Below are 18,395 nucleotides of genomic sequence, written 5' to 3'. Positions count from 1 at the left end.
AAAAACGAAGGGAAGTAGTATTTTGTCTTACACAGTAATTGATAAAGCTCTAGAACTAATAGATAACGGGGACATAGAACAGGGTCTTACTATCCTGAAAGAAAACGAATCAAAATGTGGAGAAGAGGATTTGTTTCAAACTGCCCAGATCTATCAGCAACTTGGCATGCTTGAAGACGCCAAACAACTTTACCAAAACCTCCTATACCAGTTTCCGAATGAGTCTGACCTTATTATTTCACTGGCTGAAGTCCACATTGACCTTGATGAAGAAGATGAAGCGATGGGGTTATTAGAAAACATAGCGGAAGATGATGAGGTCTATATTCAGTCTCTGCTTCTTCTTGCAGACCTGTATCAGGCACAGGGACTATTTGAGGTCAGTGAGCAGAAATTACTTGCTGCCAAAAAACTTGCACCAAATGAACCAATTATCAGCCTTGCTTTAGGGGAAGTGTATCTATCTCAAGGTGACTATAAAAAAGCCATTCCATTTTATGAATCAGTCCTTCCGCATGCAGGTGAGATTGAGTTCTCCCTGCAAGAAAGACTAGCTGAATGTTACAGTGCAACAGGTCAATTTGAAGAAGCGATGCCTTATTTCGACCAGGCTTTGCAGAAAGAGTTGAAAATTGACGTATTATTTCAATACGGATTTACCGCTTTTCAGGCAGGATATTTCAAGACGAGTATCGAAAAACTTAATCAGGTAAAAGAAATGGATTATGAATACTCCTCTCTTTACTTGTATCTTGCAAAAGCATATGAACACGAAGGATTGTTAGAAGACAGCTTGCGTGTTGCAAAAGAAGGATTAGCGGTTAATGAATATAACAAAGAACTGCAAGTGTACGGAGCCAAAGTGGCAATGAAACAGCAGAATGTACAAGAGGCAGAAAGGTTACTTAGGGAAGCCATTGCCATCGATCCTGGATATGTGGAAGCAGCCTTAACTTTAACGAAAATCTTCTTGCAGGAAGAGCGCTATGAAGATGTTATAGACTGCCTAAATGAACTCATTAACTTTGGAGAGTCAGATCCGCAATATGATTGGGACCTAGCTGTTGCCTATCAACAAACCGAAAAATATTCTGATGCATTAAATCATTACCGTCAAGCATATACTTCTTTTAAAGATGACAGCAGCTTCCTTTACGATTATGCACACTTCCTATTGGAGGAAGGGAAACGAGAAGAAGCAAAGCCGCTTTTTGAAAAACTAATACAACTTGACCCAACCAACATAGAATTGCAAGATCTGTATTTAAATTTACAAGAGTAGGATATATTCTACGCAGAGGAGGGACGATAGTTGTGGCTACCCCTGTATCTGTCAACGAGAAGAAGGACTTTATAAGGTGGTTCTTAGGAAACTATCAGTTAAAAAGACGTGAATGTGTATGGATTTTAAACTATTTAATGAGTCATGACCAGTTGATGAAGAAAGTTCACTTTGTCGAGCAAGCCCAGTTCTGTCCACGGGGAATTATCATGTCAACCCATTGTGTAGAAGAAGTTCCATTCAGATTCTATAAGGAAAATGTCATGACGACGGACGCCGAAAAATCCTTCCATGACATCAGGCTTAATCGTGATGAGGATATTTATATACAATTAAATTTCCGGTCAGTCTATCATTCCCCACAATACGCTGCGGTGCTTGAAGATAATCCGTTTATGCCTAAACAGCCCCAAATCAATGAAAAGGATCGGATCTTAGCAGAAAGGATGCTAGAAGAATCCATTTACACCTTTCAAAAAGAGAAGCTGTTGAAATTAATTGATGAAGCGTTGGACCGGCAAGATGAAGAGGCGTTTCGTAAACTTACAGGTCAGTTGAAAAGATTATAGAATTCTTCACCTCCAACATAAGTGTTGGGGGTTTTTTAATGATGGAAAAATATTAGAATAGTCTTCAGGGTTATTCTTGATTGTTAGGTTGAAGACATGAGTGAGGAGGAAAAAGGAGAAGAGAAGTCCTCATCGTCGTTATGAAGACGTGAGTCAGGTGGAAACACGGGAAGAGAGGTCCTCATATTCGTTATGAAGACGTGAGTGAGAAGGAAAAAGGAGAAGAGAAGTCTTCATCGTCGTTATGATATGCTCCCTTTTAAGTAGACAGATAAAAAACTAAAAATCTGTTTCTGCTAAGGGGAGTATTTATTATGTCAAAAAAAGCTAACTCTTTCGATGTCAAAATCAATGTCATAAGAGCCTGGGAAAATCGCACGCACACTATTACAGATTTAGGCCATATAAATAATGTTAGTCCATCCACTATATATAATTGGATCGATAGATATGAAAGTCTGGGGGAGAAAGGTTTACACCCTACCTCAAAAGCGTATTCGAAGGAATATAAGCTGAAGGTAGTCCATGAATACCTTAACGGTGGGTATTCTCAAAAAGAACTTGTTAGGAAGTATGAAATATCAAGTAAATCTGTCCTCCAAAAGTGGATTAAGAATTATAATAGCCATAGAGAGTTAAAGGATACTTCAAAAGGAAGGAAATTCACTATGACTAACAAAAGAAAAACTACCTTAAATGAACGAATAGAGATTGTGCACTATTATCTAGAGAACGGCATGGATTTCCATAAGGCAGCTGAGACCTTCCAGGTCTCTTACCAACAAGTGTATCAATGGGTTAAAAAGTATGAGAATGGTGGCGAAGAAGCCCTCCGAGATAAACGTGGGAGGAAAAAGGAAGAAGTGGAACTTTCTCATGAACAGAAAATACAACGAGAGATGCATAGGCTAGAAAGGGAAAATGAACGATTGCGAGCTGAGAACGCATTTCTAAAAAAGTTAGAGGAGATCGAAAGGAGGCAAAAATAAGTCAGGTACGCCATGAGGAGAAATATTTAGCTATTCAGGAACTGGAACAGGAAGAAGGATTTTCTATCGTGATGCTCTGTGACATTGCGGAGATTGCCCGGTCTGCCTATTACAAATGGTTGAAGCGCGAGCCTTCAAAACGTGAACGGGAAAGTGAAAAGTTAATGAAAGAGATTTCTACTATATTCCAAAAAGTGAAGGGGATTTATGGATATCGTAGAGTGGCCATTACTTTGAATCGAAAGTTAGGAAAAGCTTATAACCATAAACGTATCTATAGATTAATGCGTGTTTTAGGCATTCAAAGCATTATTCGAAGAAAAAAGAGCCGTTACAAAAAAGCGACCCCTAATCATATTGCCCAAAACTTGTTAAACCGGGAATTCCAAGCGGAAAAGCCAAATGAAAAGTGGGTGACGGACGTTACGGAGTTTAAGTTCGGTAAGGCTACAAAGGCTTATTTGAGTGCCATTCGAGATTTATATGATGGGGCTATTATTAGTTATGTGTTAGGACTTAAAAATAACAATCAGCTAGTGTTTAAAACCTTGGATCAAGCAACTGCCATGTTGAATGGTGAACAGCCGCTTTTACATAGTGATCGAGGATTTCAATATACCCACCTTGAATTCAAAAGAAAAATTGATACAGCAAAGATGACTCATAGTATGTCCCGAGTTGGACGATGTATTGATAATGGTCCAATAGAGTCTTTTTGGGGGACATTGAAATGCGAGAAGTATTATTTGGAGAAATATGAAACGTTCGACGATCTTGAAGAGGCGATTGATGAGTACATTCATTTTTATAATCATGACCGCTATCAAAAACGTTTAAACGGTCTTAGCCCTTTAGAATACAGGGCTAAGACCGCTTAGTCTTGTTTTATTATTTCGAGTGTCTACTTGACAGGGGGCAGTTCATTATGAAGACCTCAGTGACGAGAAAAAAGGAAAAGAGAGGTCCTCATGGTAGGCATGAAGACGTGAGTGAGGAGGAAAAAAGAGAAGAGAGGTTCTCATCACCATTTTGAAGACAGCAATGACAAAAAATTTCATTCAAATGGTCAATGATGAAACTCATGTGCTAATACACAAGTGATTTTTTGTTCACAGGTGGAAAAATAGGTGAGTTCTCCCTAAACATTTGACCTCTACCACTTCAAAACTTATATTTAAAGAAACACACCAAATCCCTCAAAGAAAGAGTGAAACGAAACCATGAAATGGACAAGCAAAGATATCTCCCAGTACGTTCAAGCAAAAGAATATATAGATACTGTCATCATTCCCCTGATGCCGATTAGTTTTGGGGACAACATTAAAACGATTGCCTCTCACGGAGAATACATACACATATTAAGTTACGAATTGGAAAGGCAGTTTAAAGGAAGAGTGATCCTGTTGCCGCCATTTAGCTATATCGAATCAGATCATGCAGAAAACAAAGTAGCTCAGCTTAACAATCTTTCTCTACATATTAAAGAAAACAATATTAAACATGTATTTCTCATGACATCTGACAGTTCTTGGAGTCAAAAGGAACAGCAATTAGAAGGAAAGCTTGTATGGCTTCCTGCGATTCCTTTAGAAGATATGGAAGATAAATATAAACAGAAAATCATTCAAGATCAGATGAATCAATTATTACCGATGTTTATTCAAAAATGGCAGGATTAAAAGTATAGTAAATGGTGCAAAATATCCCAAAAGGCAAACTGCTAGCAAAACAATTTTAAAAAAGCAATAAAAAAACAAAAATATTTTAAAAGGATTGAAAATAAGTCACAACCTTGCCATTTTTTCAAGGCAGGAGATTATTGACCTTGGGACAAGATTGATATATCATGAGAATGTCCTAGTTTTCTATGTGTTATAATCTACTGTCCGTATGGACTTAGTTCTTTCTATAGAGGGGGGAAAACAATGAGTGAGAAAAACCATCGCGTGTCTAGACGTCAATTCTTAAACTATACCCTTACTGGTGTAGGCGGTTTCATGGCAGCAGGTATGCTGATGCCAATGGTTCGTTTTGCAATTGATCCTGTGCTTAAAGCGGGTGCAGATCAAGATATGGTCGCTGTATGTGATGAAAGCGAATTAACAACAGAACCACAACGTTTTGATTTTAAAATTGATCAAGTTGATGCATGGTATGAATCTGAAGAACCAAGATCTGCCTGGATTTTTAAATCCGAAAACGGAGATGTAATTGCATTATCTCCTGTATGTAAGCATCTTGGCTGTACGGTGAACTGGGCTTCTGATGAAGCGAATCCTAATAGATTCTTCTGTCCATGCCACTATGGCTTGTATGAAAAAAATGGTGACAACGTACCTAATACACCTCCACTTGCTCCACTAGATGTTTACGAACATAAAGTGGAAGATGGAAAAGTATATCTAGGTAGCGCAAAACCTAAAGGGGAGGCGTAATAATTGTTAAATAAGATTTATGACTGGGTTGACGAACGATTAGATATTACGCCGATGTGGCGCGATATTGCGGACCACGAGGTACCTGAGCACGTAAACCCAGCACATCACTTCTCCGCATTCGTTTATTGCTTTGGTGGATTGACGTTCTTCGTAACAGTTATCCAAGTACTATCAGGTATGTTCCTGACTATGTACTATGTTCCAGACATTAAAAATGCGTGGGAATCCGTTTATTACTTACAAAATGAAGTTGCGTTCGGTCAAATCGTACGCGGTATGCACCACTGGGGAGCGAGTTTAGTTATCGTAATGATGTTTTTACATACACTACGTGTTTTCTTCCAAGGTGCATATAAAAAACCACGTGAACTTAACTGGGTGGTAGGAGTACTTATCTTCTTCATCATGTTAGGTCTTGGTTTTACAGGTTACCTATTACCTTGGGATATGAAAGCATTATTTGCTACAAAAGTAGGGTTAGAGATCGCCGCTGCAACTCCTTTAATAGGAGATATGGTGAAAACGTTACTTGCTGGACATCCTGAAATTGTTGGTGCGCAAACACTGACTCGTTTCTTTGCGATTCATGTATTCTTCTTACCTGCAGCTCTATTCGGCTTGATGGGTGCTCACTTTGTCATGATTCGTAAGCAAGGTATTTCTGGACCGCTATAAGATTCATTATTTTTGATAACAAAGGAGGGGAACCTATATGCATAGAGGAAAAGGTATGAAGTTTGTTGGTGACTCGCGTGTCCCGGCAGTACGCAAACCTAATATTCCAAAAGACTATTCCGAGTTTCCTGGTAAAACGGAAGCATTCTGGCCAAACTTCTTGCTAAAAGAATGGATGGTTGGTGCGGTTTTCCTAATCGCATTCCTATGCCTGACTGTCGCTCACCAATCACCATTAGAGCGTATCGCAGATCCTACTGATACTGCGTATATCCCGTTACCAGACTGGTACTTTTTATTCTTATACGAACTACTTAAATATCGTTATGCAGCTGGACCATACACGGTTATTGGTGCAATGATTATGCCTGGTCTTGCGTTTGGTGCATTGCTACTTGCTCCGTTCTTAGACCGTGGTCCTGAGCGTCGCCCAAGTAAGCGTCCAATCGCAACTGGTCTTATGCTACTTGGTATTGCTTCAATCTTCTTCTTAACTTGGCAGTCTGTAGATTCTCATGACTGGGAAGCTGCGGCAGAACAAGGTGAGATTAGAGACGAACTTGCGGTTGAAATTGATGAGAATGCAGAAGGTTACTTGATTCTTCAAGAAAACACCTGTCTTTCTTGCCATGCTAACAACTTGCAAGGTAGCCCTGGTGTAGCTCCATCCTTATTAGACAACCCTGACTATGCATCTGAAGATTATCAGAAGATTGCAGTAGAAGGTCAAGGTGATATGGGAGCTGGGATTTTCAAAGGTTCAGACGAAGAACTTAAAATCCTAGGTGACTACTTAGTTGAAATGAATGAAAAAGCTGCAGAAGCAGAATAACAATGAAGCTGGCTAATTTAGCCAGCTTTTTTGTATAATGGAAACATCAATAAAAAAAGTGAGGAAACATGATGTTAACTTGGTTTATACATTTATTAAAGACGCCGGTAATGCTATGGCTGGTGCTAATCATTAACGTTCTTGGCACCATCTATGGGTACATATGGTATGGCTATCAATTAGCAGAAACTCCAGCTATCTTTCTTATTTTTGTCCCAGATAGTCCTACGGCAAGCCTCTTTTTCTGTTTTGTCTTAGCAGGTTTTATTTTAAAAAGGAATTTCAAGCTGTTTGAGGCGTTAGCGATTATTACGCTAGTGAAGTATGGAATATGGGCTGTAGTGATGAATATATTAACGCTCATGGAAACTGGCTATTTGCCGATAGAGGGATATATGCTGATTGTTTCCCATGGAGCGATGGCTGTGCAAGGAGTGCTGTATAGTCCGTATTATCGTTTCAGACTATGGCATCTTGTTGCCGCAGGAATTTGGACTTTACATAATGATGTTATAGACTATGTATTTAAAATGATGCCTTGGTACGGAAGCTTGATGAAATATTTGCCTCAGATTGGCTATTTCACTTTTTGGTTAAGTATATTTTCCATTGGCGTCGCGTATTATTTCTCTTTACGAAAAAGTAGAATGAAGCTGAGCATGGATTAATGTTCTAACCTTGTCCACCCTCTCATAACATGTAGTAGAGAATATGGGAGGGACAAGCGATGAAAGCAAAAAAACTTATAGTAGCCATACTATTATTTTTACTTATTTTCCCGACAGGTATAAAAGCACACTCTCATGAAACTTTGGAGCCCTTTGCCCTGAACTTTATAATGGATGATGCTCTACAGCTTGTAAAAACGGAAAGATATGTAGAAGCACACAACCTGCTGGATATTTTTTCTGATGAATTTACTAAGCTGATGGTAACGAACCAGCAGATTCCCCCTGATGAAGTAAGGATTATTTCTGTGGTTCATCAACAATCAATGGCCTCCCTCAGTGACACACTTCTTCCACATGAAGAAAAAGTTAGGGCAATCATTAGACTCCGTTTGGCAGTAGATGCCATGACATCCGAGCACCAGCCGATGTGGGTGGAGATGGAAGATCCTCTTATCATGACATTTCAACAATTGAAGGATTCTGTTGATACCAGGGACAGTGATACGTATGAAGCATTATATCGAAGACTGTTATTGGAATACGATATGATTCATCCTAGTGTTAGGATGGATGTTAAGCCAGAGCATATACAAAAAGTCGATGCCCATATTGATTATTTGGATAAAAACAGGGAGGCTTTGCTATCTCATTCAGAGGAATTTGATGATATGCAGGTTATTGAAGCCGATCTTAAAGCACTTTTTAAAGAGCTTAAAGAAGACGAAACAGATCCGTCGTTCTTATGGGTCATGATTTCAACAGGGAGCTTTATTTTATTAACATTGTCCTATGTCGCCTTCCGTAAATACCTTGGGGCAAAAAAGCTCGAGATGAGGAAAAAGCTTAAAGATTGACAGGGATAAAATAAAGCAAATAAAATAATCCTAATAGGAAGACTACATTTAGCTATGTGATATGAAGCTAAGGAGGGACTTACTAATGGGATTGGGAATGTATCTAATCTACTTTGCATTTTTACTGATTGTCCCATTATGGGCGCAGTCAAGAGTGAAAAACGCATATAAAAGGTATTCTAAAGTCGCTTCCTCATCCGGAATGCCGGGGGCAGAGGTTGCTAGGAGAATATTACATGATAACGGAATTCACGATGTGAGGGTGGAAGAGACCAGGGGTCATTTGACGGACCATTATGATCCTCGCTCAAAAACCATCAGATTGTCATCCCATAATTATCATGGTAATTCCATTGCTGGTGCGGCAATTGCTGCTCACGAAGTTGGCCACGCCATTCAGGACAATCAGAATTATGCGTTTTTACGGTTTCGTCATTCGTTAGTACCGGTTGCAAGTCTTGGATCGAATATGTCATTTTTCTTGATTTTCGCCGGGATTATCTTCGGTGCGAGTAACCTGATTCTTGTCGGGATCATCTTTATGGCGGCTGCGGTGCTGTTTCAGCTGGTCACCCTGCCTGTTGAGTTCGACGCTTCCAACCGGGCGATGGATCAAGTGGTGTCGCTTGGAATCATTAATAATAATGAGGAACGGGAAACGAAGAAGGTACTGAATGCCGCGGCATTGACCTATGTGGCAGCTGCTGCTGTGGCAGTGGCGGAGCTTGTGAGGTTTATTTTGATTTATTTGGGTAGTAGGGAATAGATTTTGGAAGCAGCCTGTGTGAGCAGGCTGCTTTATTTTGTTCGATGTGACTATGAAGACCTCTAAAGCAAGAAATCCGAAGAAGAGAGGTCTTCATACAAAGACCTCTCATGTATTAATATTATCGCTCCACCGGATTCTTATTCTCATCCAACGTAAAGCCTTCCCCAAGCACGTCATGTACATCACTGACCGCAACAAACGCATGCGGATCAACAGAAGTGATGACATTTTTCAACTTTACCAGCTCATTTTTGGCAACAACACAATACAATACATTGCGTTCGACCTTTGAAAAGGAGCCTTGTCCACGCAATATAGTCACACCACGGTCCATTTCCTCATGTACTTTGGATGCAATCTCTTCATTCTTTTCAGAAATAATGGTTGCCCCTTTAGCCGCATATGCTCCCTCTTGCATAAAATCAATTACACGGGCGGCAACAAACACAGCAACAAGTGTGTACATCGCTTCCTGGTAAGTTAAGTACATAATCAATGAAAGCACAATCACAACAGCATCAAACATGAACATTGCTTTTCCCATACTCCAGCCAATATATTTGTGCGCAAGCCGTGCGATAATGTCCACGCCGCCTGTAGTTCCTCCGTATCGGAAAATAATCCCCAATCCTATCCCGATGAACACTCCTGCAAACAACGCTGCCAAAGTTAAGTCATTCTCAAGAGGAGGGAACATTAAAGGGACTCTTTGGAATATCCATAAAAATAAAGACAAGCTGAACGTCCCAATCAGTGTGTAAAAAAACGTATTTCTTCCTAGTAGCTTCCACCCAATGAAAAATATAGGGATGTTAAGGAGAAGGTTAGTATAGGAAGGATCGAACCGGAAAAGAAAGTATAAAAGTAGTGTGATACCGGTAAAGCCGCCTTCTGCTAGATTGTTTTGCATGTTGAAGTTGACAAGACCAAATGCGAAAATGGCAGAACCGATTAGTATGTAGATAATATTTTTTATTTTCAAGCCTTTTAACATGATGAACCTCCAAGACCTAGATAGTTTACAACCTCTCTATTATAATAGACAAGAAGAAGATAAGTAAATGAGATAAAGGATTAGGCTTATTATTTGTTTTGCCTATCACTTCCTGTCGATTTCGTTCCAGGTGTTCCCTTTCCGCGGGGCTCTGCTTGAGCCTCCTCGGCTTTACCTGCGGGGTCTCAAGTCTACCGCTACCTCCCGCCGGAGTGTCACACCTTGCACTACAATCGTCAGGAGGGTGTTGCGTGTTTCAATAAATCAAGCTCAATCATTTGTCAAATGATAAGGTTTTAGCTAACATGATAGGGTGAGGTGACATGTGCATGAGTGAAAAAACGATGCAAGAAATGCAAAAGGAAGTTGACAATTATATTTCCCAATTTAAAGAAGGTTATTTCAGTCCGTTAGCGATGCTTGCGAGGATGACAGAAGAACTTGGAGAGTTGTCCAGGGAAGTTAATCACTATTACGGGGAAAAGCCGAAAAAAAGTACAGAGAAAGAAAATACGGTGGAAGAAGAATTAGGTGATATGCTGTTTGTCATGATCTGCTTCGCCAATTCTCTTAATATAGATTTACAGGAAGCACACGACCGTGTGATGGAAAAGTTTCAAACGAGAGATAAAGATAGATGGACAAGGATTGAGGAGGAAGGGAAATAATGAAAAACATCAAGATCATTCTTGCGGGCCCACGTGGACGGATGGGAAAAGAAGCAGTAGATTTAATACATAACACAGAACACTTTCAGTTGGTTGCTTGCCTAGACAGAGTGAATGAAGGCAAACTACTGTCTGAAGTAGAAGGGTTCCCTAACATTGATGCCCCAATTTACTATGACCCAAGAACCTGTTTTCAAGAAGTGGAAGCAGATGTACTCATAGACCTTACCACTCCTGAGATTGGAAAGATTAATACGAAACTTGCGGTGGAATATGGGATTCGCCCCGTAGTTGGGACGACAGGCTTTAATGAAGAAGAGCTTAAAGAACTTAAAGACCTTGCAGCATCCAAAAAAGTTGGTGTCATCATTGCACCAAACTTTGCGGTAGGAGCTATCTTAATGATGAAATTTGCCCAAATGGCAGCGAAGCATTTTCAAGACGTGGAAATCATGGAATTGCACCATGACAGAAAATTGGATGCTCCATCAGGTACAGCGATAAAGACAGCAGAACTTATTTCCAAAACGCGTGAGCCAAAACGCCAAGGCCATCCGGAGGAAGAGGAAACAATTCAAGGGGCAAGAGGAGCAGAAACGAAAGACGGAATTCGCATTCATAGTGTCAGATTGCCTGGACTTGTAGCACACCAAGAAGTGATGTTTGGGGGAGAAGGACAATCCTTGACAATTCGCCATGATTCTTACAATCGTGCAAGCTTCATGTCTGGGGTCAAATTGTCTGTGGAAACAATCATGAATTTGGAAGAGTTAGTGTACGGCTTGGAAAATATTATCGAGTAACGGGGGAACTGTCATGAAGATAGCATTAATTGCACACGATAAGAAAAAACCGGATATGATACAATTTGCTACGGCTTATAAAACCATCTTGGAAAAGCATGAGATTTTTGCGACAGGTACAACCGGCCTTAGAATTGCAGAGGCTACAGGTCTTTCAATTTATAGATTTAAGTCCGGACCACTTGGTGGGGATCAAGAAATTGGTGCTATGATAGCCCAAAATAAAATGGATTTGGTGATTTTCTTCCGTGATCCATTGACTGCTCAACCTCATGAACCGGATGTGACAGCATTGCTTCGTTTATGTGACGTATATTCCATCCCACTGGCAACCAATATGGGAACCGCGGAGATTTTAATTCATGGCCTTGCAAGAGGAGAACTTAGCTGGAGAGAAATTGTACACGGTAAAGAGGCGGAAAGTCATGACTGAACCATTAGACATCCTGGCTTTTGGGGCACACCCCGATGATGTAGAAATCGGTATGGCAGGGACCCTTGCCAAGCTAAAAGAAAAAGGTTTTAGAATCGGTATTTGTAATTTGACTCATGCAGAGAAATCATCCAATGGAACCGTGGAAATACGCCAGAAGGAAGCAGCCAAGGCCGCAGGTATACTGGAACTGGATGAACTTATTCAGCTTTCCCTGCCGGATAGAGGCTTATATCTGAAAGAAGAATACATAACCGAGATCATTTCTGTTATTCGAACTTACAGGCCGCGAATAATCTTTGCGCCTTATCATGAGGACCGACATCCTGACCATGGGAATTGCGCTAAGCTAGTGGAAGAAGCAGTCTTTTCTTCTGGAGTCAGAATGGTGGGAGACGGGAAGAACCAAAAGGCACATAAACCAGAAAACCTTTATTTTTATCAAATAAATGGGATGAATAAACCCGAATTTTACATAGATATATCTGATCAAATAAACAAAAAAGCATTGGCTCTCCAAGCCTATACCAGTCAATTCGAGAAAGATAAAGATGGAGTCGATACGCCGCTTACCAATGGATACGTGGACGCAGTCATAAGCCGCGAACGGGCATATGGCAAGCAAATCGGCTCCACGTACGCGGAAGGCTTTTTTGCCAAAGGACCACTTGTCCTAAATTATGATTTACTAGGTGGGATTTAATTGAAATTGAAAATAGGCATTACCTGTTATCCGACCGTAGGGGGATCTGGAGTAATTGCAACGGAATTAGGGAAACTTTTGGCGGAAAAGGGGCATGAAATTCACTTCATCTCCTCGAGTATGCCTTTTAGATTAAATAAAGTGTATAGCAATATTTATTATCATGAAGTACAGGTGAATCAGTACTCTGTCTTCCAATACCCGCCATATGACTTGGCCTTAGCAAGCAAAATGGCAGAAGTGGCAAAAAGGGAAAAATTAGACCTTCTGCATGTACACTATGCGATTCCACATGCCGTTTGTGCTTATTTGGCGAAAAAAATGACAGATGATCAATTGAAAATAGTGACCACCTTACATGGGACAGATATAACAGTTCTAGGGTACGATCCTTCATTAAACGATATGATTCGCTTCGGAATTGAAGGGTCGGATGTGGTAACGGCGGTATCTGAGTCACTAGTACAACAGACATATGACCTACTGCAGCCAAAAAAGGCCATTCAGACTGTCTATAACTTCATTGATGAGCGTGTATATTCGAAAAAGGATACGCAAGACCTAAAAACACAATACGGCATATCTGATGATGAAAAAGTTGTCATCCATGTGTCCAATTTCCGGAAGGTAAAGAGAGTGCAGGATGTTGTGAAATCATTCCATCTTATTGAAAAGCAGGTCCCATCCAAGTTGCTTCTTGTTGGAGATGGACCCGAAATTTCAGTAGTCTGTAATCTAGTGAAAGAACTTGGGTTGAAAGATAAGGTTCTATTTTTAGGAAAGCAAGAAAACCTTGAGGACTTATACTCTATCAGCGACCTTATGCTTCTTTTATCTGAAAAAGAGAGCTTTGGACTGGTGTTATTAGAAGCAATGGCGTGCGGCGTTCCTTCTGTAGGCACCAAGATTGGTGGAATACCAGAGGTGATAGACGACGGAGTAACCGGATACTTAAGTGATGTTGGAGATGTGGAAGATATAGCAAAAAATGCGGTAACAATATTGGATAATGCAGCCCTTCATAAAGAATTTGCTGAAAATGCTATTTCAAGAGTAAAAGAGCATTTCAGTTCCCAAAGAATAGTCGAGCAGTATGAAGATATGTATAAACAATTGATTAAGCACGAGGGATGAAAACGGGGGAGTAACGATGAACATAGCCTTCCAACAAGGAATTGAAATCATAGAGCGTTTAGAAGAGAACGGACATGAAGCTTACTTTGTGGGAGGCTCTGTTCGGGATACCCTGATGGACAGAGCGATAGGGGATATCGATATTGCCACTTCCGCCACTCCAGAAGAAATACAAGCCATCTTTCCAAAGACGGTTGATGTCGGTGCGGAACATGGAACAATCATTGTCATCACGACAGAGCAAGAAAGCTATGAAGTGACAACGTTTCGTACAGATGGAAACTATACAGATAATCGTCATCCAGATGAAGTGATCTTTGTAAAGAGCTTAGAGGAAGATTTGAAACGAAGAGATTTCACAATGAATGCAATTGCGATGAATAAACACGGCAAAATTATCGATCCATTTGATGGAGAGAAAGACATCAATAGGCAAGTTATTCGAACCGTAGGTAAGGCAAAGGACCGATTCAGGGAGGATGCCTTGAGGATGCTTCGGGCTGTCCGCTTTGCCAGTCAATTGTCTTTTTCTTTAGAAGCGGAAACCTTCTTGGGGATTCAAGCAGACAATGCATTGCTTGAGAACGTTTCTATTGAAAGAAAGACGATAGAAATGGAAAAGCTCATTCTTGGACAAGGAGTAAAGTTTGGCTTAGAACTGTTGGTTGCCACAGGCCTTCATTCATTCCTCCCCCTACTAGATGGGAAAAAGGAGCAATTGCTGAAACTAGGGGATGTGCCGCTATATCGTCTTAACAATCGATCTCCCGTTTGGACTGTATTGGCATATGGTTTGAAGATTGACAAGGCAGAAGTGGAAGATTTCTTAGTGAGCTGGAAACTACCAAAGAAAATCGTTAAGTCGGTTGCAGAAAATCTACTGCTTATGGATAAAATCCAGCACCAGGACTGGCAGAGTGAATTTGTATACAGAGCAGGACTTGAACGGTCCTTAGAAGCACATCAAGTGATGGTTGTGCTAGGCTTGGACGAAGATACTTCTAAAAAGAAGATATATGAATTATTTGAGAACCTGCCAATTTACAGTTTGAAAGATATTGTTTTTGATGGTCATGACTTGATGGAACTGGCAGGAGGAAAACGAGGTAAGTGGATCTCCGAGATACTGTCAGACATGGAAATGGCTTTGATTTATGAGGAAACTAAAAATGAAAGAGCGGCTTTGAAGGAGTGGGTGTACAATTGGCTACAGAAATACGATCGAGATTATTGAAAATGTTCACCGAAATTGAAGGTGATTTCCTTTCTGGCCAAAAGATAAGCGAAGAGTTAGGGTGCTCAAGGACAGCCGTTTGGAAGCATATCGAAGACTTGAGGCAGGAAGGCTATGAGCTTGAGGCGGTAAGAAGAAAAGGATACCGGATTAAGACCATTCCCGATAAAATATCTCATAATGAAATCTCTCTAGGGTTAAAAACAGAAACGCTTGGCCGGAAAATTCATTTTGAAGATTCCGTTACCTCTACTCAAAAAATTGCCCACCAACTAGCCTATGATGGTGTACCTGAAGGAACTTTGGTGGTGGCAGAGGAACAGACATCTGGAAGAGGAAGGCTAAGCAGAGCATGGTACTCTCCGAAATATACCGGTGTTTGGATGAGTCTGATCTTGCGTCCGAACCTGCCACCTGCTAAAGCACCTCAACTTACTTTATTGACAGCAGTTGCCATCACTCAGGCTATTGAAGAAGTCACCGGTTTACGTCCGGATATTAAATGGCCTAATGATATTTTGATCAATAAAAAGAAGACAGTCGGTATCCTGACGGAGATGCAGGCAGAAGCAGATAAGATCAATTCTGTCATTATCGGCATGGGGATAAATGTGAATCAATCTTTGGAACAATTCCCGGAAGAGCTTCATTCCATTGCAACATCCTTGTCCATCGAACTAGGGGAAAAGGTCAATCGAGCAGAGCTGATCCAAACCATCCTCATGAAATTTGAAAACTTGTATCAAAAGTATTTGCAGCATGGTTTTTATCCGATAAAGTTACTGTGGGAATCTTATGCTATCAGTATAGGGAAAAGAATCATTGCCCGAACAATTACAGGAACCCTCGAAGGGAAAGCAAAAGGCATAACAGAAGACGGTGTGTTAATGCTTGAAGATGACCAAGAAGTAGTCCACTATATACACTCAGCGGATATACAAATTGGAAGCGATTAAATGATGGCATTCTTTCATCACATACACTATAATAGTGGTGTTGGGCAGTATCTATAAATGAACTGCACCTGACAACATATTTTTCTAGTTATATATACAACCAACCAAATATCTGCCTTGATCCAAAGGACTGGGACAGAGGGATTGAACTGAATGATTTTTTGAGCTATCCACTACATCCTTCTTTCGCATGCGCAAAAGAGGGATTTTTTTCGGTTCTTTTCCTCTCCTTATTAAAAAGGAGGACGGAAAATGAAAACTACATCGGACTTTCTAAAAATGAAAAAAAACAAGGAGAAAATCGCCATGTTAACGGCATACGACTACCCTTCTGCCAAGCTTGCAGAAGAAGCGGGAGTCGACATGATCCTTGTGGGAGATTCCCTTGGCATGGTAGTCCTTGGGTACGAATCTACGGTACCTGTAACAGTGGATGATATGATTCACCATACAAAAGCTGTAAAACGCGGAGCACCTTCAACATTTGTCGTAACAGATATGCCTTTCATGTCCTATCATCTTTCCATGGAAAACACGCTTACGAATGCCAAAAGGATTGTTCAGGAGTCAGGGGCACATGCGCTGAAAGTAGAAGGTGGCGGGGAAGTGTTCCATGTTATTTCCTCTTTGACAAGCGCCGGAATACCAGTGGTTGCGCATCTTGGACTGACACCGCAATCAGTGGGTGTCCTTGGCGGCTACAAAGTGCAAGGGAAAGATGTGGAAAGTGCCAAAAAAATGATCCAAGATGCAAGAACAGCTGAAGAGGCAGGGGCAATGGCACTAGTATTAGAGTGTGTGCCAATGCAACTAGCCAAGGATATAGCAGCTCAACTTAGCATTCCCGTGATTGGGATAGGTGCAGGAATTGATGTTGACGGACAGGTACTTGTTTACCACGATGTCGTGAAATACGGAGTAGACCGGGTTCCAAAGTTTGTGCAATCGTATGTGGATTCGCAAGTGCTAATGAAAGATGGTCTGCAACAGTATGTTCATGAGGTGAAAGAAAACATTTTTCCTAAACCGGAACATAGTTTTACGATGAAAGAGGAAACGCTGCATCGATTATATGGGGGATAACAACCGTGAAAATCATTAAACAAATATCTGACATGCAACGTGTCATGAAAATAGAAAAACAACAAGGTAAAAAGGTCGGTTTCGTTCCGACGATGGGTTATCTTCATGAAGGACATCAGACTCTACTAAAAGAAGCTCGCGAAAACAATGACATCGTCGTGTTAAGTATTTTTGTAAATCCTTTGCAATTTGGACCTAATGAAGATTTAGACGCCTATCCACGTGATTTTGAACGAGATGAAGAGATTGCAGCATTACGTGGAGTGGATTATCTTTTTTACCCTACAGTAGAAGAGATGTATCAAGAAAATCGAACAACCATTATAAAAGTGGAACAGCGAGTGGACGTACTTTGCGGTAAACATCGTCCAGGTCACTTTGACGGAGTAGCGACCGTAGTCATGAAACTGTTCCAGATTGTCACACCAGATACAGCATATTTCGGCATGAAAGATGCACAACAAGTTGCAGTGATTGATGGTTTAATAAATGATTATCATCTACCTATTGACTTGGTCAGAGTGGGGACAGTCCGGGAAGAAGACGGCCTTGCCAAAAGCTCCCGTAATGTGTATTTAAACCAAGAGGAGAGAACAAAAGCTCCATACCTATTTAAAGCACTTGCACTCGGTAAGTTACAGTTGGAAGTGGGAATGGAAGTACACACCGTAAAACAAGAAATGGAGGAATATATTCTCCTTCATACAGGATACAAAGCGGAATATGTGGAGATCTACGCATACCCTACCCTTCAAGAACTGAAGAAGGTAAAGGAAGAAGAGAGCATCATTATTGCTATAGCAGTTAAATTTTCAAAGGCAAGGCTGATAGACAACATTGTTTTTTCATACTCTAAGGGGGAATAGAAATTGTTTCGTACACTAATGAATGCAAAAATACATCGAGCTAGGGTAACAGAATCTAATTTGAATTATGTAGGCAGTATTACCATTGACGAGGACATTCTCGATGCAGTAGGTATGGCTGCAAACGAAAAAGTACAAATTGTAAACAATAATAACGGCGCCCGGTTTGAAACATATATTATACCTGGTAAAAGAGGCGGAAAAGACTTTTGCCTAAACGGTGCGGCCGCAAGACTCGTGCAAGAAGGAGATGTCATCATCGTCATATCCTATGCAATGATGGCGGAGGAAAAAGTTAAAGACCATCAACCGAAAGTCGCGGTCATGAACGAATACAACGAAATCATAGAAATGCTGGGCACAGAACCAGCCGCGACCGTAATGTTATAAATAAATGCAACAACCTGTTGATTGCAGTGGAAGGCACGAAAATCAACTGATA

General features: G+C 40.7%; 21 protein-coding genes. 20 read left to right on the top strand and 1 reads right to left on the bottom strand.

Going from position 1 to position 18,395, the window contains the following annotated elements; translation table 11 throughout:
- The first annotated feature begins 22 nt into the window (after positions 1-22).
- The 10 genes from B4U37_RS12765 (at position 23) to B4U37_RS12720 (ending at position 9,076) form a co-directional block, all read left to right on the top strand.
- Positions 23-1,282: a tetratricopeptide repeat protein gene (locus B4U37_RS12765; protein WP_088018538.1), complete on the top strand. Its 1,260-nt coding sequence runs from the start codon at positions 23-25 to the stop codon at positions 1,280-1,282.
- Positions 1,283-1,314: 32 nt separating this feature from the next.
- A complete protein-coding gene (locus tag B4U37_RS12760; protein WP_010193676.1) occupies positions 1,315-1,851 on the top strand; it encodes a ReoY family proteolytic degradation factor in 537 nt (178 codons plus the stop codon).
- 314 nt (positions 1,852-2,165) lie between these two features.
- Positions 2,166-3,718, top strand: a protein-coding gene (locus B4U37_RS12755; RefSeq protein WP_088016950.1) for an IS3 family transposase whose coding sequence is annotated in 2 segments (ribosomal slippage) — positions 2,166-2,802 and positions 2,802-3,718 — 1,554 coding nt in all. Because the reading frame shifts where the segments join, the coding sequence is not laid out codon by codon here.
- Positions 3,719-4,060: 342 nt separating this feature from the next.
- On the top strand, positions 4,061-4,519 hold the full coding sequence (locus B4U37_RS12750; protein WP_010193677.1) for a YpiF family protein: 459 nt from the start codon (positions 4,061-4,063) through the stop codon (positions 4,517-4,519).
- A gap of 246 nt (positions 4,520-4,765) precedes the next feature.
- Positions 4,766-5,275 carry a ubiquinol-cytochrome c reductase iron-sulfur subunit gene (locus B4U37_RS12745; protein ID WP_088018537.1) on the top strand — a complete coding sequence of 170 codons (510 nt, stop codon included), beginning with the start codon at positions 4,766-4,768 and terminating at the stop codon, positions 5,273-5,275.
- A gap of 3 nt (positions 5,276-5,278) precedes the next feature.
- Complete coding sequence (gene qcrB, locus B4U37_RS12740; RefSeq protein ID WP_010193681.1) at positions 5,279-5,953, top strand: menaquinol-cytochrome c reductase cytochrome b subunit; 675 nt, start codon at positions 5,279-5,281, stop codon at positions 5,951-5,953.
- A gap of 37 nt (positions 5,954-5,990) precedes the next feature.
- Positions 5,991-6,785 (top strand): menaquinol-cytochrome c reductase cytochrome b/c subunit, encoded by a 795-nt coding sequence (locus B4U37_RS12735; protein ID WP_010193682.1) that lies wholly within the window; start codon positions 5,991-5,993, stop codon positions 6,783-6,785.
- Positions 6,786-6,856: 71 nt separating this feature from the next.
- Positions 6,857-7,453, top strand: coding sequence for a lipoprotein heptaprenylglyceryl N-acetyltransferase LhaT (lhaT, locus tag B4U37_RS12730; protein WP_010193684.1), 597 nt, complete (start codon positions 6,857-6,859; stop codon positions 7,451-7,453).
- 59 nt (positions 7,454-7,512) lie between these two features.
- Positions 7,513-8,310, top strand: a complete 798-nt coding sequence (locus B4U37_RS12725; protein WP_088018536.1) for a sporulation protein YpjB — start codon at positions 7,513-7,515, stop codon at positions 8,308-8,310.
- An 85-nt stretch (positions 8,311-8,395) separates the two neighbouring features.
- On the top strand, positions 8,396-9,076 hold the full coding sequence (locus B4U37_RS12720; protein ID WP_187442327.1) for a zinc metallopeptidase: 681 nt from the start codon (positions 8,396-8,398) through the stop codon (positions 9,074-9,076).
- Positions 9,077-9,197: 121 nt separating this feature from the next.
- On the opposite strand, the gene B4U37_RS12715 is transcribed toward B4U37_RS12720, so the two are convergent.
- Complete coding sequence (locus B4U37_RS12715; protein WP_010193688.1) at positions 9,198-10,073, bottom strand: YitT family protein; 876 nt, start codon at positions 10,071-10,073, stop codon at positions 9,198-9,200.
- A gap of 329 nt (positions 10,074-10,402) precedes the next feature.
- On the opposite strand from B4U37_RS12715, the gene B4U37_RS12710 reads away from it, so the two are divergent.
- The 10 genes from B4U37_RS12710 (at position 10,403) to panD (ending at position 18,343) form a co-directional block, all read left to right on the top strand.
- Positions 10,403-10,741 (top strand): nucleotide pyrophosphohydrolase, encoded by a 339-nt coding sequence (locus B4U37_RS12710; protein WP_010193689.1) that lies wholly within the window; start codon positions 10,403-10,405, stop codon positions 10,739-10,741.
- A complete protein-coding gene (gene dapB / locus B4U37_RS12705) occupies positions 10,741-11,544 on the top strand; it encodes a 4-hydroxy-tetrahydrodipicolinate reductase (protein WP_088018535.1) in 804 nt (267 codons plus the stop codon). The genes B4U37_RS12710 and dapB overlap by 1 nt, the downstream gene beginning before the upstream one ends.
- Before the next feature lie 13 nt (positions 11,545-11,557).
- Positions 11,558-11,977 (top strand): methylglyoxal synthase, encoded by a 420-nt coding sequence (gene mgsA, locus B4U37_RS12700; RefSeq protein WP_010193692.1) that lies wholly within the window; start codon positions 11,558-11,560, stop codon positions 11,975-11,977.
- Positions 11,970-12,680 (top strand): bacillithiol biosynthesis deacetylase BshB1, encoded by a 711-nt coding sequence (bshB1, locus tag B4U37_RS12695; protein WP_010193693.1) that lies wholly within the window; start codon positions 11,970-11,972, stop codon positions 12,678-12,680. The genes mgsA and bshB1 overlap by 8 nt, the downstream gene beginning before the upstream one ends.
- Positions 12,681-13,814 (top strand): N-acetyl-alpha-D-glucosaminyl L-malate synthase BshA, encoded by a 1,134-nt coding sequence (gene bshA / locus B4U37_RS12690; protein ID WP_088018534.1) that lies wholly within the window; start codon positions 12,681-12,683, stop codon positions 13,812-13,814.
- A gap of 16 nt (positions 13,815-13,830) precedes the next feature.
- On the top strand, positions 13,831-15,048 hold the full coding sequence (locus B4U37_RS12685; protein WP_088018533.1) for a CCA tRNA nucleotidyltransferase: 1,218 nt from the start codon (positions 13,831-13,833) through the stop codon (positions 15,046-15,048).
- Positions 15,049-15,050: 2 nt separating this feature from the next.
- Positions 15,051-16,004 carry a biotin--[acetyl-CoA-carboxylase] ligase gene (locus B4U37_RS12680; protein ID WP_050780661.1) on the top strand — a complete coding sequence of 318 codons (954 nt, stop codon included), beginning with the start codon at positions 15,051-15,053 and terminating at the stop codon, positions 16,002-16,004.
- 252 nt (positions 16,005-16,256) lie between these two features.
- Positions 16,257-17,087: a 3-methyl-2-oxobutanoate hydroxymethyltransferase gene (gene panB, locus B4U37_RS12675; RefSeq protein ID WP_088018532.1), complete on the top strand. Its 831-nt coding sequence runs from the start codon at positions 16,257-16,259 to the stop codon at positions 17,085-17,087.
- Positions 17,088-17,092: 5 nt separating this feature from the next.
- On the top strand, positions 17,093-17,953 hold the full coding sequence (gene panC / locus B4U37_RS12670) for a pantoate--beta-alanine ligase (protein WP_088018531.1): 861 nt from the start codon (positions 17,093-17,095) through the stop codon (positions 17,951-17,953).
- A gap of 3 nt (positions 17,954-17,956) precedes the next feature.
- Entirely contained in the window at positions 17,957-18,343 is a 387-nt protein-coding gene (gene panD / locus B4U37_RS12665; RefSeq protein WP_010193705.1) for an aspartate 1-decarboxylase, read from the top strand.
- Positions 18,344-18,395: the final 52 nt, after the last annotated feature.

Origin of the sequence: Sutcliffiella horikoshii, from assembly GCF_002157855.1 — a bacterium.
GTDB classification, from domain to species: domain Bacteria; phylum Bacillota; class Bacilli; order Bacillales; family Bacillaceae_I; genus Sutcliffiella_A; species Sutcliffiella_A horikoshii_C.
Note: the sequence above shows the minus strand (reverse complement) of the source record. Positions and strands in the feature narration are given on the sequence as shown.

Bases quoted from the DNA above. Each gene is read 5' to 3' on its own strand.
- mgsA (WP_010193692.1), top strand. From the start codon at position 11,558: ATGAAGATAGCATTAATTGCACACGATAAGAAAAAACCGGATATGATA.
- B4U37_RS12725 (WP_088018536.1), top strand. From the start codon at position 7,513: ATGAAAGCAAAAAAACTTATAGTAGCCATACTATTATTTTTACTTATT.
- B4U37_RS12720 (WP_187442327.1), top strand. From the start codon at position 8,396: ATGGGATTGGGAATGTATCTAATCTACTTTGCATTTTTACTGATTGTC.
- dapB (WP_088018535.1), top strand. From the start codon at position 10,741: ATGAAAAACATCAAGATCATTCTTGCGGGCCCACGTGGACGGATGGGA.
- B4U37_RS12750 (WP_010193677.1), top strand. From the start codon at position 4,061: ATGAAATGGACAAGCAAAGATATCTCCCAGTACGTTCAAGCAAAAGAA.
- B4U37_RS12745 (WP_088018537.1), top strand. From the start codon at position 4,766: ATGAGTGAGAAAAACCATCGCGTGTCTAGACGTCAATTCTTAAACTAT.
- panB (WP_088018532.1), top strand. From the start codon at position 16,257: ATGAAAACTACATCGGACTTTCTAAAAATGAAAAAAAACAAGGAGAAA.
- B4U37_RS12735 (WP_010193682.1), top strand. From the start codon at position 5,991: ATGCATAGAGGAAAAGGTATGAAGTTTGTTGGTGACTCGCGTGTCCCG.
- B4U37_RS12680 (WP_050780661.1), top strand. From the start codon at position 15,051: ATGTTCACCGAAATTGAAGGTGATTTCCTTTCTGGCCAAAAGATAAGC.
- bshB1 (WP_010193693.1), top strand. From the start codon at position 11,970: ATGACTGAACCATTAGACATCCTGGCTTTTGGGGCACACCCCGATGAT.
- lhaT (WP_010193684.1), top strand. From the start codon at position 6,857: ATGTTAACTTGGTTTATACATTTATTAAAGACGCCGGTAATGCTATGG.
- B4U37_RS12685 (WP_088018533.1), top strand. From the start codon at position 13,831: ATGAACATAGCCTTCCAACAAGGAATTGAAATCATAGAGCGTTTAGAA.
- B4U37_RS12715 (WP_010193688.1), bottom strand. From the start codon at position 10,073: ATGTTAAAAGGCTTGAAAATAAAAAATATTATCTACATACTAATCGGT.
- B4U37_RS12710 (WP_010193689.1), top strand. From the start codon at position 10,403: ATGAGTGAAAAAACGATGCAAGAAATGCAAAAGGAAGTTGACAATTAT.